Below are 14,495 nucleotides of genomic sequence, written 5' to 3'. Positions count from 1 at the left end.
GGGGTAAAGCGGCTGCTTTGTGCTCTTTATGTATATCATCCGAAACATTTATGAAAAAACTATTGAGTAGTATCGCGGCCTGTCTGTTTGCCGCAACCATCGTCCAGGCGCAGGAAAAGCATGTGGTGTTGATCAGTGTTGACGGTCTTCGTCCCGAGTTCTACATGGATCCCAGTTGGAATATGGTTAACTTACGCCAGGGCATGCAAAAAGGCGCGTATGCAGAAGGCGTGCGCGGCAGTTTCCCTACGGTAACTTACCCTTCGCACACCACCATCATCAGCGGCGTATTACCGGCCAAACATGGTATTTATTACAATACCCCGGTTGAACCGTTGGGTATTACCGGTAAGTGGTTCTGGTATTATAAAGATATTAAAGTACCTACCTTATGGACTGCCGCCAAAGAGGCCGGGCTAACCACCGCCGATGTAAGCTGGCCAGTAACCGTTGGTGCGCCGATTGATTATAACCTGCCCGAGTACGTGATTTTGCCGCAGGGTAAAGGCGAGAAAAAAGATGAGATTAAGGCGATGTACCAGGAATCAAACCCGAAAACGCTGTTTGAAGAAGTACAGGAAAACGCGATCGGTAAGTTTGGAGATGCTTACGGCGCAACGCTCGACCTTTATAACAGCGACCAGAACAAAGCCCGTATGGCCGCCTACCTCATCCGCAGGTATAAACCGTCTTTTATTGCGGTACACATTGCGCTTACAGACCATTTTGAACATGAAGAAGGAAGGGATGGCGACAAAGTACGGTCGGCAGTTGTTGGCGCCGACGTTGCTATAAAAACCATTATGGACGCCGTTGAAATGGCCGGGCTGCAAAAAAATACGACCTTTATTATTACCGGTGACCATGGGTTTGTAGATATCCATACCCAATTTAATCCGAATGTGATGCTGGCGAAAGCGGGGTTGTATGATAGCGAACATAAAGAAAACTGGAAGGTTTATTTCCAGGCCAGCGGCGGCTCTGCCTTTTTGCAGTTGCGCGACCCGAAGGATAAGGTCACATTAAACAGGGTGAACAAAGCGCTGGATGAGTTACCCGATGGGATAAAAAAGCTTTTCCATGTGTTGGATAAGAAACAGGTAGCTGAAGCACAAGGCGACCCTAATGCCGCCCTGGCGCTGGCCGCTTATCGTGGTGTTAGTTTTGGTGCAACTGCCAGCGGTGAACTGCTTAGCGCAGTAAAAGGCGGTACGCACGGCTATTTGCCGACTGATTTTAAAGACATCCAGACTGGCTTTGTCGCTTTTGGAAACGGTATCAGGCCCGGGGTAGTGATTCCGCTGATGGGGCAGGAAGATATTGCACCACTGATCGCCCGATTGCTTGGTCTTAAATTACAGACAGACGGTATACTATATCCCGGCATTTTAGCGGTAAAGAAATAAGCCGGTACAACGGACATTCGTCCCTGAAACGATAGACAAAGCCTCGCAGAGAAATCTGCGAGGCTTGGTGGTTTTTGAATTTTTCAATTACTCACGTACTGCCTAAAACTGTTTTCTTGGATAATGTATTGCAGTTGCATTGCGATGTTATTTTATCAACTAATTTTTAGTCAGTAGTTTGCAAAGTGAGTTGCCCGAGTTTTGTTAAAGCCCATACATCATTACCGGACAAGGTTGACAACTTTCTAACAATTCCTTGATTTTCCAAATTAATCAAAGTTGCTTCTACTATCGTAGGCTCTTGTGACAATTCCTTAGCAATACCGTTTACGCTACGGAATTTAAACTTTCCTTCAAAGCTATTAACTATCGCGCGCATTACTTCTGAGAAGTCAGAACTAGCTTTGTTGCTATGGCTTTCGTTCATGTCAAATCTATTTATAGAATTATCCGCATCAATATTTAAAAGGTCTGATTCACTTTCGATTAGTGCATCAACTTTTTCCTGATTTTCTAATACTTCTTGAGAGGTTTTTTCAAGTTTGTCATACGTAATCGCAACCTCTTCCTTAGTCTGTTGGATCTCTTTTAAAATTTTCTCCCCTATAGAACCAATAAAACGATCTGAAAAATACCCAGCTATGAAGCAAAATCCAGCAAAAACAAAGTAATTTATATTGTCAAAATCTTTATTAAATTTAATTAAACTACTTGATAAAAGATGTAAAAATAATGGAGTTAAGATAGCAGCTCCTATTCCGGAAAGAACGAAATTGAAAGGCTGTAGTTTAGGCTTGGGAAAGCTTCTAAAATAATTTAAATATCCTGCAAATCCCCCAATTGTAACCATTAGAATAACTAATATGATATTATGAGAAGTGTTGTCGTTTATGTTACAAGACATAATTAATTATCTATAAGGTCAATTATAAAACTATCGCTTTTTATTTCCTCGCTTAGGTATATTTTTAGAAGTCTTATAGCTTTAGGAAGTCTACTTTTAATATCTTTTCCGTATGTTTCATTAAGTTGTTTTATTTTTTCGACTCCACCTGGTGAAACTTTCCGATTTATTTTTCCTTTCTTTTGTGTTAAAACGATATGATCTTGAATGTATCGAACTCTATGTTGGGAATACTCTTTTAGTTTGGTTAATAAATCTGAAAGAATAAATAAATTTGAATGGGTTACAACTAGATAATATTGTAAGGACGTAAGAATACCCTCGCATTTTGAATAATTAGCAATAGATTTTAGTGTATCGTTAGTATGCTCTAGAAACGGAATGGTGAGACTTTTTATAACTCCTATTTGATCCTGTTCTACTAACAAGCTGAAAAAGTTATCTTTTGTGAACAGCTCGATTATGTCGAAGCTTTTTAATGACAGGAAAATTTTCGAATAAGCTTCGTTTTTTTGTTTATCTCCTAAAGATACAACGTATAAACTAGCAAAATATTCCTGTAATGACCTATGAGGAAAAGTATAATCAAGGCCTTCTTTTTGAAGGATACAAATGGCTACTGTAAAGTCGTCTAAAAGGTAATCATTCTCAAATGTAAGCGTCCGCTTAATTTCTTTAATTTTGTTAAAAACGTTATTTAGAAATACTTCGTCAAAAACAAAAGCTTGTTTAAAAAATGATATATAGGAAAATACTTTGAGAACATGTTCAAACTGTTCTTTACTTAATCCAGATTTTTTTTCCCTATCATATGCAAGCTTTGACATGCTATCGTGAAGTTGAAAAAGAGAATCAAATACTTGTTTATAAAACGTACTTTTTTTCGGTGGAATGTTAGAATAGGTTTGAAAAGTTAAGATAAACATCGACAGCAATAAAGGATTGCTTAGGAAGGTTTTATATGACTCATTACTGTCTTCGTTAATAGCTTCTAATATTTTCGAAGCAATTTCTAATTCGCTTACTGGTATTTGTTTTCTGACAAACTGGTCTATTTCATCGTCATTTAATTCACAAACAGAAAAGTTTGAGAAGCGGGTTAATAACTCAATGTTAGTATATGGACGGGACGTGAGTAAAAAATAGTTATTGGCAAACGTTCTAGTAAAATCGTTAATTTCTTTTGTTGCACGTTCTTTAATATTCGAACTTAATTCGTCATAACCGTCAAGAAAAAAGATAAATCCGCCCAGAGATAAAAGTTTATTTAGCTCTTTTTTATCTAAACTAAGTTGCTCGGCTTTAAAAATCTCATCCTCCAAGTAATTATAAAGGGTCCCTTCATATTTATTTAAATATCTAAGTTCAACCTTAATTGGCGTCCTGAAGTTTTCATCTACACAATTAGTATAAAGATATTTTACTATTGTGCTTTTGCCACTTCCAGCAGTGCCCAGTAACGTAATTAAGTTGTTAGCAGTAAATAGCTCTTCAGATGACCGAGTATCTATTCTAATATTTTTATGGTTATTTCCATAAGGTCTTATAAAAAGTGGTTGATAGAAATCGTTCAATTTTACAGGTTCAGTTCTGTAAATTATTGTTTTTGAGTAGTAATTTCTTTTGTACTCCTCTGCTTGATATTCGGCTAATCGCTTTAAAATTTTTTCGTCTAAAATGGTGTTAAACTGCTCCTTTAATTTTTCAAGATAGCTTTCAGCTTTGATCGATAGTTCTTGCATTACAAATCAGGTGTGTGCGAAATTGCTCATATTTGAAAAAAAAACACTTTCGCTAATTTTAAAAAGTATTGCAATCAATGAGAAGGCAGTACTATTATGATATTTCAGGTTAATTATTTGTTACGTAAATGTATGAATAGATATCTATAAATTATATAGCGTGTTATAAAAGATAGCAAATATTCAACTTAAGAAAGTTAAATCTTTAGACACGGCTTCAAGCACAAAGCCTCTAAGATTTCTCTAAGAGGCTTTTTGGTTTTCAGCTAGCGCAGACCTGGGCTAAATTCGAACCGCTTTAAGGCAGATTTACAACGTTTTTCTAACGATTATTAAGAGTTTGATCCGGCTTTGAATGCGAGGAATAATAATTAACATTCATCTTAAAGATTGACAATTACTACAGTTGAGGATGGTTGCGGGAACGCAAGGAACAATTACTCATTATTTAATCTTTTTATATTCGTAAGCGGGTCCGTCTGCGGCGGTTGTGCCAAAAAGGATGGTCTTAGGGCGTGTTTGAAAATTTTCCAGACTTGTGGGGTTGGTAAACTTTATCATTCCGAAGCGCATGCTGTCTCTGGTCTCTGTTATTTTTATGCTGTAATTTCCTTGAGCTTGAATTTTGTTACCCACATATCGTACATATGTGCTGTCGCTATTCAAGATATATTTATCTCCGTTGCCTGGTGCTAAATCTCCTGACTTTCCCCAACCTGTATGTACCCGGAGCAGTTCCCAGGTTCCAAATACGTTTGTTAAAGCAGGCTTAATTTTGTTTGAGGGAGAATTATCTTCGCTTTTTTTGCAGGCTATTATAGTAACAACTAAGGCGGCAAGTAAAAATTTTCTTTTCATCGTTTAAAGGATTTTAATTGATTACGATAAAAGCAGAGGGAATGCTACAATAGCCAAGAGAAATTGCCCAATAGCGGACAACCCGTATAAAAAGAAAAGCCCCTGATTTTCATCAGAGGCTTCCTGGGTAGCGGGAGCAGGACTCGAACCTACGAAGTTATGAGCCCGACGAGCCCCTAAAAAGCCTCTTTCTTGTAACTTGTGTACCTTGTAGTATACCGGCACTCCATTAGTTAATTGTAATGCTAATTTAAGCTGCTTTAACTTGTAAAGCAATAGCTAGTGTAGGTGGACTTCTCATATTGAAAGTTGTTAGTGAAACCATAAGTTAATTATGGAGCTACACTCAGGCTAAGGGTTAACTAAGTAAAGGAGGAACGGAATAAATGGGCATAGGAGTGTAAGCATGAGGGTTTATGCCGTAGTTCCTTTAAACGTGTTAAGCCTGTCGCCTAACTTCGCTTGAAATGATTAATGTGTGTATTTAGTAAAAAATATGGCATTGTTACATTACAGTAGATATGCCACTATCTTTGGAAGATGAAATCAGTAATTTACTTAGATAATAACGCTACAACTCCTATTGATCCTAGGGTGTTGGAAGCAATGATGCCATATTTAACTAACAACTTTGCTAATGCTAACAGTACTCATCAATTTGGGGTGGAAGCTTACGAAGTTGTTAAGACTGCCAGAAAACAGGTTGCAGACTTGATTGGAGCCGAAACAAACGAAATTATATTTACAAGTGGTTCTACTGAAGCTATAAATTTAGCAATTAAAGGTGTTGCCGAAAATTATTCAGATAAAGGCAAACATATAGTTACGGTTAAAACTGAACATCATGCAGTTTTAGACACTTGTCAGTACTTAGAAACGAAAGGTTTTGAAGTAACCTACCTACCAGTAGGGACCGATGGATTAATTGATTTGCAGGCTTTAAAAACAGCGTTACGTCCAGATACGATTTTGGTATCAGTGATGTATGTAAATAACGAAACTGGTGTAATTCAACCTATAAAGCAAATAGCTCAGCTAACTCACGAGGCGGGAGCATTGTTTATGACTGATGCTACACAAGCAGTTGGTAAAATGACTGTGAATGTAAACGAAGATAATATTGACTTACTTTGTTTGAGTGGACATAAGTTTTATGCTCCAAAGGGCATAGGCGCGTTATTTGTAAGGCAAAGACGCCCTAACAGAGTTAAGCTACCTGCTTTGATACATGGGGGTGGACATGAACGTGGTTTAAGAAGCGGTACACTGAACGTACCCGGAATAATCGCGTTAGGTAAGGCTTGTGAACTTGCTGTTAAGGAAATGAAAACTAATGCTGATAGGATAAGAGAATTGAGAGACTATTTAGAAGCTGAATTACTTAAAATTCCTGGCACATCAGTAAATGGAAATACTGATTATAGACTGTATAATGTGACAAATCTTTGCTTTAAAGGCGTTGATAGTGAAGCAATGATTATGGGTTTGAGTGAAATGGAAAATGATTTACCTCTAATGGCTGTGAGTAATGGCAGCGCTTGCACGTCAACCTCTATAGAGCCAAGCCACGTTTTAACCGCGATGGGGCTTAATGAATTCTTAGCTTTTAACTGTATAAGATTTAGCCTGGGAAAGTTTAACCATAGGGAAGAGTTGGAAGTTGTAATCGCTGAAGTGTCTAAAACAACTGACAATTTACGTGCTTTAAATTTTCGCTAATCAGTTTCATCATTTAATACTTGATCTAATGCATTCACGTAGACTGGCATCATATCAATATCAACCCCAAATTTCTTTTCAATCATAATATCAATCAAAGCATTTCCATCAATTAATATTATAGGTACAGCACCCCTTTTTCTGGTAGCGTTTAATGCCTCTTTTGAAAATGTGGAAGTAGTAAAAATTATACCTTGCTCATAGTCACCTTGTATTGCACCCCTAAACTTATCAATTTCAGTACGGCTTACTGTATTATTCCTCCAGCGCTTACATTGGAAGGCGACATTTAAATGAGTTATACCCACCTTTAACTTTCCATGACCATCTAAGCCGCCGTCTTTTACATAATTAGTTACCAACATTTCTACAAATCCGTAAGCTTCAAGTAGTCGCTTAGCGAATATTTCAAAAGTTTTCGGCTCGACAGACTTGAGCTGATACAACATATTGTCCTTAAACGCTACACAATGCTTTTCGTGTATTTTTTCAAGATCATTAACAGTGGAGATCAACTGATTTTTGAACGTTTCGTCCCTTTTAAAAACCTTTGTTGGATCTATAACTTTAATCCCTGAGGAACTAGAATTGATTAGTGAATATTTACCATCTATATGGATCTGAAATACCTTGTTGGGTTTAGCCGTAGGAAAATCAACACCTGCGCAATGACGCCGAATTTCAATTCGTACTATATTTTCGGGATGTGCAGCATTAAATCTATACAGATCATGAGTAACTATAAACGTGTAAATTTCTTTTGCAGATAGTGGGATTAAATTACGATTGAGTGTTTCAATTATCGCCTCTCTAATAGTACGTCTTTTCATATCAGTCCGCTACTTCTTTGGGCATAAAAGAAGCCCCAAATATTTTGGCGCCTATTTCATTGTACAAAATATTAACGGATTTGCTCGTTAATGGAAACTTTTTGGGTTCTCCCCTATCTTCAAAATCGATAGTCGATGCCGCTTGAAGTTTGTTTTTATAGAAAGTTAAATCAAACCGCTCTTCTTCTCTACATTTTTTTAATATATCAACAAGAATAAGCATTAAAGCACGATAGCCAACCGTCGTTTGCAATATGTTTGGTGGACCATCTATAGCCCAATAGTGTAAATTTTCTCGCGATACAAAAACTTCGTTGACAGCCTTAAAAAAAGTGTTTAATATTTTAATGATTTTTGCGTCTTCGTTATTACCGTAATACTTTCTAAAAGGCAAGAAAGAGTCAAAGTGTTTATCCTTCACATAATCTCGACTTTTGTTCTTTTCAATTTCTGCTTGTTTAAGATTGGGAGTAATTAAATATAAAATAGATTTTACCATCGCCGATTGTGACAAAGCTGGAATTGTGTCTTTTTGATACTTGGCTCCTGCTAATTTCATCCTATTGAATAGGGATGATTTCTCACTAGCATTTAGAGCTAAGACTACTTCTAAAGCAGTTTTTTGCGGAGTGTCAGATTTAGATAACCCGAATAAACTGTAAACAAGATCTTCCGAAACTTTAGTTTGCGTTCTATTTATAGTTGAGAAAATCATTGCTTGATACTCAAGCGTAGGATCGATAAAAAAAGAAACAATTATTTCAAAGTCTAATAGTCTTTTTAATAAGGCATTTTCTTCTTTTAATTCAATCTCATATTTTGCCGTGTCGTCAGATGTGCGAATACTAATTTCGAGATTTTTTATTTTATCACTAACACGTTTTATTGCTTTTTCAATACCCGCAATACGATGTTGGCCATCAATAATTGTTATATAAGTATCCCCATCTGGTTTTTTATTTTCTGTTATGACAATATCTTTTAAATATAGATTCGTATGATTATAATCTATTTCTACGGTTTCTTCAATAGCTATTGACGGTAGAGATACAACGATGTTTGTTGGGAAAAAAGCATCTGTATCATAAATAAGAAAGTCAGCGATGCCATCCACCTTTGTGCCACTAATTTTCCTTTGAACATCATCGTTATATTTCGGCTTATTAGCCTCATCATAATCAATAACAATTCGGTGTGTATACCTAATGAACTCTCTCAGGAGGGACATTTTAAAGGTTCCCAATAGAAAAGCTTGATTGTTTTGCCTTACTATTCTAGTTTCAACTAACTTGCTCATTCAATTGCTCCCTTTAAGTTTTTAACATTGTCCGTTATTACTTTGTCATAGGAGTTTTCAATCATTTCTTCCTGTAAAAGGAAAAGTTTATTTGAAATATTGAGAGCTATGTATACCGCAAAAAAAGATAATGTTATTTGACTCCATCTCGTCCACGGAGTAAGAAATGGAGAGGATATATTTTGAATTGCAAATAGCGAACTCGATAGTAAATAAGACCCAAATGCATATAATATAAGTTTCAATCTAGTATTCGAGGTTTGTAGCCCATATTTTTCTTCTTTTTCTTTATTAAACTTTATTAGGAAAAAAGACGCTGCCACAATTATGTTTATCGCAATTAATGGAACAACACCATTAAATATTAAAGCATAATAATTTGCTATTGCAGAGGATTTGGATGTGTAACAAAAAAACAAAAAGGTTATAAAAACAGTGAACATTGGAAATCCAACGTTCGCAACATTCCAAATAAATAAAGTATCTGTATTACTTTCTTTAATTTTTTTAAATAATGTTTTTTCGATTTTTGTAAACATATGATAAACTAGTTTAGGCTTTAAATAATTCGCAAGTCGTATATTCTTTCAAATTTGAAATCAACTGATATTTCTTGATTTGCTCCATGCTATTTTTCAGTCTTTGTATTTCTTTATCCCCAATTCCCAAAAACTTCTGCATCAATTTAATATTGGTTTTGTCTTTGATGTCAAACAGAAAAGCTGTTTCACACATACTGCTAAAATCAAAAGAGGGTTGATTAAATTCATCTATTCCCTGTGATAGCAACATGACCGATACGCCTTTAGATCGTATTTCTCGAAGTATCTTTTCTAATAGTTCTTGAGATTTCTTTTCTTTAAATATCGTATGTGCTTCATCAATAATTAATACATACCTCATGGCTTGATAATTGCCCTCAATAGGTGCATTATCCATATTCATAAAGGTGTTGTAGATGTAATTAATAATTAGAAATACCGATGTAAAGCGAACGTTATTAGGTAAATCACCAGATAAACTTAAATAGTAGTTTCGGTTTAAAAACTCGTTTTTAAAGTCTGTAGATGTTTCAAATAAATCTAATTCCCCTAAACTTTGCAATACTTCCTTTAATGTGCTGGCTTTTTCACCCTCCATTTCAATCACGCGTTGGTAAATATTTTTGAACGAGGGATATAGACCATTTTTCATACTTCCAAAAGCATCACGTGTGGCGTCTTTTAAAGTCTGTTGCTGATTTTTACCAATCCCGCTGTAACTAGCTATAATATCAACAAACTTGTTAATACCCATTATCTTCTTTTTATCATTTACATTGTCGATAAAAGACAGTGGATTAATTGGAAACGGCTTAAAAGGCGCCTTTATCAAAGTTGTTTTAGTACCCTCGAAAAAGGCTGCGTTCTTCTTTTCATCATCCTCAGAGATGCCTTTAAAATCTAGAAATATATAATTAACAGCCCCTTTAGAACTTTCTACCACTTGCTTTATCAAATTGTTCGCAAAGAAAGTTTTACCTGTCCCTGAATTACCAGCTACAGCAACGTGAGCGTTGTTATGAATGCTTGTATCATTTAAATTAAAGTAAATAGGCTCATCATCGAAGGTTTTACCTACTAACAACTGAATTAAACCAGAAAAATAGCTTTTGCTTGCAACTCTACTAGTGCGCGTTTGCTCATCAAAAATAATTGCATCATTAGAGACATCACCTTCTTCCATCTTATCTATGCCTGCTTCAATGTACTCGAGCATAAAATCTAATCCGGTCAAATTCTTATTATCTAAAAACAGCTTGTTCATCAAAGCTAACCCATGGTCAATATGCATCTTAATATACTTGCCAATATCTTTATCAGTCTTATATAGTCCATAGTGCTGGCAAACTAAAGCCATATAGTAATGCCGGTATTTGCCAAACAAAATATCGTCTTTGTATTCTTTACCCTTACTATCTTGCAGGTCTGTTTCCAAATTGAGTTTTATTCTTTTGGATAAAGAGTAGGCAAAAGCAATGCGCGATATATAGTTCTCGGTTCCTAAATTCAGTTTTTGAGTTAATTCCCGAACAACATTTTTGTTGGTTTCCGAGGTTCTGATGTTAATCAGCATTATTATACATTGTATTGTAGGTTTGCAAAAAAGTTTCGGTATCTGTTGTTACAAATTCACTCTTATCCTCATGTATATTATTAATCAGATAAGTTTTGCTGATATTGGGTAATAGCATAGCATATTCGCGCGCCGTTAACTCTTTGTTTACTAGAGGGAATATAACAACTTGATCCGAGATGTGAGGGTAAAAATATTTTACAATATTTTCTGCATGGTGCTCATCAAATTTTTGCATTGGGGAATCAATGAATACCGGGAACTGAATGTTACTTTCTTCTACCAAACCCCTTAGCAATGCTGTAGCATACATTTGCTGTTCTCCTTTTGATAAAGACTCTTTCCTAATTTCTTCGCCTCTTGCATTCCTAAGCCTTATATCAATGTCTTCACCAATAATGTCAACATCTACATTTTGTATAAATCCTTTCTTGTGCATCAGGGTGTCTAGGCCCTTTAGAATTTGACTCTCCAAGGAATGTTTCTTTTGTGCCTTAAAATTACTTATGACACTTTTTAATTCGTTGATCAAGCGACTAGTAACGGTATACTTATCTTTATTTTTTTCTGATACAGCGAGCTTACGAGACAGCACTTCAATCTGCTTTCCTTTTTGTATCTTTTCATTCGCAAATTGACCAATTTCGCGATTCAGCGAATCAATGGTATCATCAATCCGAATAATTTCTTTATCTAAGTCTTCTTTCTGCTTTCGGAAATCAATAATAATTGCGTCTTCCTGATTTGCCTCAGCATCTCTTATCTTACGTCGGATGGCACCTAGTTGATTTCTTATCTCATTATAATCCGCATTTATTCGCTTAAATGATTCTCTAAATGACAGTTGAATGTTGCTTAAGGTTGTTTGAAGTTCATTCTTTTCTGATTCTGAAAATTCATGAATTACTTTAAAGTCTGCTGGTAAATCAAGAGTCTCGCTAACTAAATACTTTCTAATAAGTTTATCAAAAGCATCCATATAGAACCTGTCCACTTTAAAATCAATGGCTAGGTTACTCGGCTTTTCGATTTTAAGGAGTTCTGTTAAAATTTTATTTGATACTTCCTTTGCGTTGTCCTCTTTATATTGAGCCGCCTTAAATTTCGCCTCATTATTTAACTGATTGCTTAGCTCAACAAATAAGCCGCCAGCAATAGCGAAAGGAATAATTTCAAAAGATTCTTTTAATTGGTTTTGTATATCGGTTTGCTTTTGAATCAGCTCTTCTTCCTGAACACGTAATGCTTGCAGCTCTTCGACCGTTATCAAACTACCTGCCTTTATAAGCTTTTCCTGAATGTCGCGGGATTCTTTAGCCTTTTCGCTTTTCTTCTCGCGGAGCTCTAAAATTGTTGCTTCATGCTCGGCAATTTCATTTTCGCTTTTTTTAACATCAAGATACAATTGCTCTAGAAGGTTCTTTTCAGCAGCACTAGCAGAATCTTGTCTCAACTTAATCTGTAAGCTCTCGAGTTCCTTCTTTAGATCTTCGTATTTTTTTATGCCTAAAACCTCGGAGTATGCTTGGCTTAAACTCCTTCTTTGTTCAGCAGTATTAACCTCAGCAAGGCTTACTATCTTTTCAGCATCGAAAAAGAAAAACTTGGCAATTTCGATAGGCATTATAAATTCTCGTATGAAAATCTCGGGCCCCACCTCTCTCGACAACTCATTAGGACGTCCGTCAATCAAGACTTCTACATCTTCGTTGGAACTAGTTTTTAAGTTGTATGTACGTTTAACAGTAACTTCTTTGCACGGTACTTCAGGAATATTTAGATCGGTAAATGTAATAGCAACATGAAAATTGTAGTTCTCTTCTGCTTTTGCTAGTCGGTTTAAAGAGTTCACGATATACTTACTATAACCTCCTTGATCGGCAATCTCTTTTTTATACAAATCATCGACCTCCTGCATGTTTTTACCATACAGACACCAAACCATCGACATTAAAAAGGTTGTTTTACCAAACCCATTACGCCCACTGATAATAAAAATATTCTTATTGTCTTTGCGGGACAAGTCTATTACATTGGAATCTTTATAGATCCTGAAATTGTAAAGCTCAATTTCCTTAATTGTCATTTATATATTTCGCCTTTTTGCTGATTTTCTTCAACAAATAAATCAATTCTGCTTTCTATATCAGCCTGTAGACCACGTTTCTTTATCATTAAGGTTTTTGTTTTTTGTAGAGCGAGTAGGTCTTGAATTAAACTGACATCCTTAGGCTCTTCTTTACACGATGAATACAGCAGATCGGTTTCCTTTTTTGTGTTTTTGTGATGACGACTCATATTTAGGTTTCGCTTATAAACGTTATTGTAAATATCTGATACTTTAGTATGAAAAAGATTATCACGATACCAATAATATTGAATTAACACCATTTCTTGATGGGTTATCAACTCAATATTTTCAGTTGCTTGTATTTCCTTTTGTGCTTCAAGAATGCGCGCAAGTATTTCAATCCGGGTTTCATAACTATAAGGGCCCCATTTATCATCACTAATTGAACCATTCCTACGACGTTTTTCTCTGTACCGTTCTGGCTTTTCCCTGGCTTCAACTAAAAAGTTTCTAATTTCCGAAAGTGGTTCCATCCATTCTTCACCGTTCTCGATCAAGCCCTCCATGCTTTTATCTTTATTAACAACTGTGCATACCCAACAGCCGAAACGACTATTGCCGCAACTTGGAGTTGTATCATCAATCACCAAAGGACAATCGCCCGCATTCGCATTTCTATAGAGAGTTACAAGCTCTTTGTGGGTTCCGCCCCAAGGCGGAGCCACTTGGTTTAGGTATTGCCAAACCTCTTTTGTTGTTACATCTTTAATGGGTGCAAACACATACGCGTTACGAAGAAGATGTTTTCGTAACCTTTGATTCTTTACCTCATTTCTCTTTATTTGAGCAGCTCTATTAGTACTCTCGGCACTACGCGTACCTAATAGTATAATTGCTTCTCCATTTTCATCGACTTTTTCTAGAATAAATCGGGTTGTGGGATCTATTTTTAATCTATCAGTGCACCAACGATGCACTTTATTCGGTGCTGGATAGCCCAATCCTATAAGTTTAACCCAAAAGGTATCTTCCAACTTAGGTACCGTTTGTGCAACGATAAGCGGAATTTGTTGGTCATTAGCGGCCTCCTGAATTTTCTTTAGAGTTTCATTTATAAATCTAACAATTCGGGGATTTTCTACAAGTGTATCGTTGCAGACAACAAATATTTGCCTTGTTAACAGTATGGGTTCGACTTTTCTAAGGGCATTCCAAACTACTTGAAGGAGCATAGTGCTATCCTTACCGCCACTAAAACCGATAATCCAAGGCCTATTGGGGTTTTCATCATATAGATATTGGTCGATTATTTCATTTTCTAAATGCTGAATATTTAAAGACATGGAATGGTTTATGGTTATGTTTTCTAACTACAAAGTAACAAAAGCAAATGCTTCTTAAAGAAAAGATTATCAAATAGCAAATTAATAAGTTGCCGCGAGTCCGTTGCGAGTTGAGTGAGGGTCTAAGCAGGGAGAGCCGAAAGGCGGCTGCTTAGAATGCTTACAAGCAGCTGGCGCTGCTTTTGAGTGGAAGCAAGGGCGCAACGCCCT

General features: G+C 36.1%; 11 protein-coding genes. 2 read left to right on the top strand and 9 right to left on the bottom strand.

Translation table 11 applies throughout. From position 1 onward, the window contains the following. Positions 1–50 precede the first annotated feature (50 nt). Positions 51–1,406 carry an alkaline phosphatase family protein gene (locus MUY27_RS14015; RefSeq protein WP_245130767.1) on the top strand — a complete coding sequence of 452 codons (1,356 nt, stop codon included), beginning with the start codon at positions 51–53 and terminating at the stop codon, positions 1,404–1,406. A 166-nt stretch (positions 1,407–1,572) separates the two neighbouring features. On the opposite strand, the gene MUY27_RS14010 is transcribed toward MUY27_RS14015, so the two are convergent. The 3 genes from MUY27_RS14010 to MUY27_RS14000 form a co-directional block, all read right to left on the bottom strand. Then, the gene (locus tag MUY27_RS14010) at positions 1,573–2,310 is read right to left on the bottom strand and encodes a YEATS-associated helix-containing protein (protein ID WP_245130765.1); all 738 of its coding nucleotides are present in this window, start codon (positions 2,308–2,310) and stop codon (positions 1,573–1,575) included. 2 nt (positions 2,311–2,312) lie between these two features. Further along, positions 2,313–4,052 (bottom strand): NACHT domain-containing protein, encoded by a 1,740-nt coding sequence (locus MUY27_RS14005; RefSeq protein WP_245130762.1) that lies wholly within the window; start codon positions 4,050–4,052, stop codon positions 2,313–2,315. A gap of 444 nt (positions 4,053–4,496) precedes the next feature. Further along, entirely contained in the window at positions 4,497–4,910 is a 414-nt protein-coding gene (locus tag MUY27_RS14000) for a hypothetical protein (protein ID WP_245130760.1), read from the bottom strand. Positions 4,911–5,450: 540 nt separating this feature from the next. Between MUY27_RS14000 and MUY27_RS13995 the strand changes: the two genes are divergently transcribed. After that, complete coding sequence (locus tag MUY27_RS13995) at positions 5,451–6,629, top strand: cysteine desulfurase family protein (protein WP_245130758.1); 1,179 nt, start codon at positions 5,451–5,453, stop codon at positions 6,627–6,629. Here the strand turns inward: MUY27_RS13995 and MUY27_RS13990 are convergent. The 6 genes from MUY27_RS13990 to dndC are packed head-to-tail and all read right to left on the bottom strand — an operon-like array spanning position 6,626 to position 14,285. Further along, entirely contained in the window at positions 6,626–7,459 is an 834-nt protein-coding gene (locus tag MUY27_RS13990) for a restriction endonuclease (RefSeq protein WP_245130755.1), read from the bottom strand. The two genes, MUY27_RS13995 and MUY27_RS13990, sit on opposite strands and share 4 nt — an antisense overlap. Before the next feature lies 1 nt (position 7,460). Continuing rightward, positions 7,461–8,756, bottom strand: coding sequence for a DGQHR domain-containing protein (locus MUY27_RS13985; RefSeq protein WP_245130752.1), 1,296 nt, complete (start codon positions 8,754–8,756; stop codon positions 7,461–7,463). After that, entirely contained in the window at positions 8,753–9,295 is a 543-nt protein-coding gene (locus MUY27_RS13980) for a hypothetical protein (RefSeq protein WP_245130749.1), read from the bottom strand. Before MUY27_RS13980 ends, MUY27_RS13985 begins: the two co-directional genes overlap by 4 nt. A 13-nt stretch (positions 9,296–9,308) precedes the next feature. Continuing rightward, complete coding sequence (locus tag MUY27_RS13975; RefSeq protein ID WP_245130747.1) at positions 9,309–10,871, bottom strand: DndE family protein; 1,563 nt, start codon at positions 10,869–10,871, stop codon at positions 9,309–9,311. Next, positions 10,861–12,957 (bottom strand): DNA sulfur modification protein DndD, encoded by a 2,097-nt coding sequence (gene dndD, locus MUY27_RS13970; protein ID WP_245130746.1) that lies wholly within the window; start codon positions 12,955–12,957, stop codon positions 10,861–10,863. Before dndD ends, MUY27_RS13975 begins: the two co-directional genes overlap by 11 nt. Further along, on the bottom strand, positions 12,954–14,285 hold the full coding sequence (gene dndC, locus MUY27_RS13965) for a DNA phosphorothioation system sulfurtransferase DndC (protein WP_245130743.1): 1,332 nt from the start codon (positions 14,283–14,285) through the stop codon (positions 12,954–12,956). The genes dndD and dndC overlap by 4 nt, the downstream gene beginning before the upstream one ends. Positions 14,286–14,495: the final 210 nt, after the last annotated feature.

It is taken from the genome of Mucilaginibacter straminoryzae (assembly GCF_022953055.1).
Classification (GTDB): Bacteria; Bacteroidota; Bacteroidia; order Sphingobacteriales; family Sphingobacteriaceae; genus Mucilaginibacter; species Mucilaginibacter straminoryzae.
This window is presented reverse-complemented; position numbering and strand designations above follow the sequence as displayed.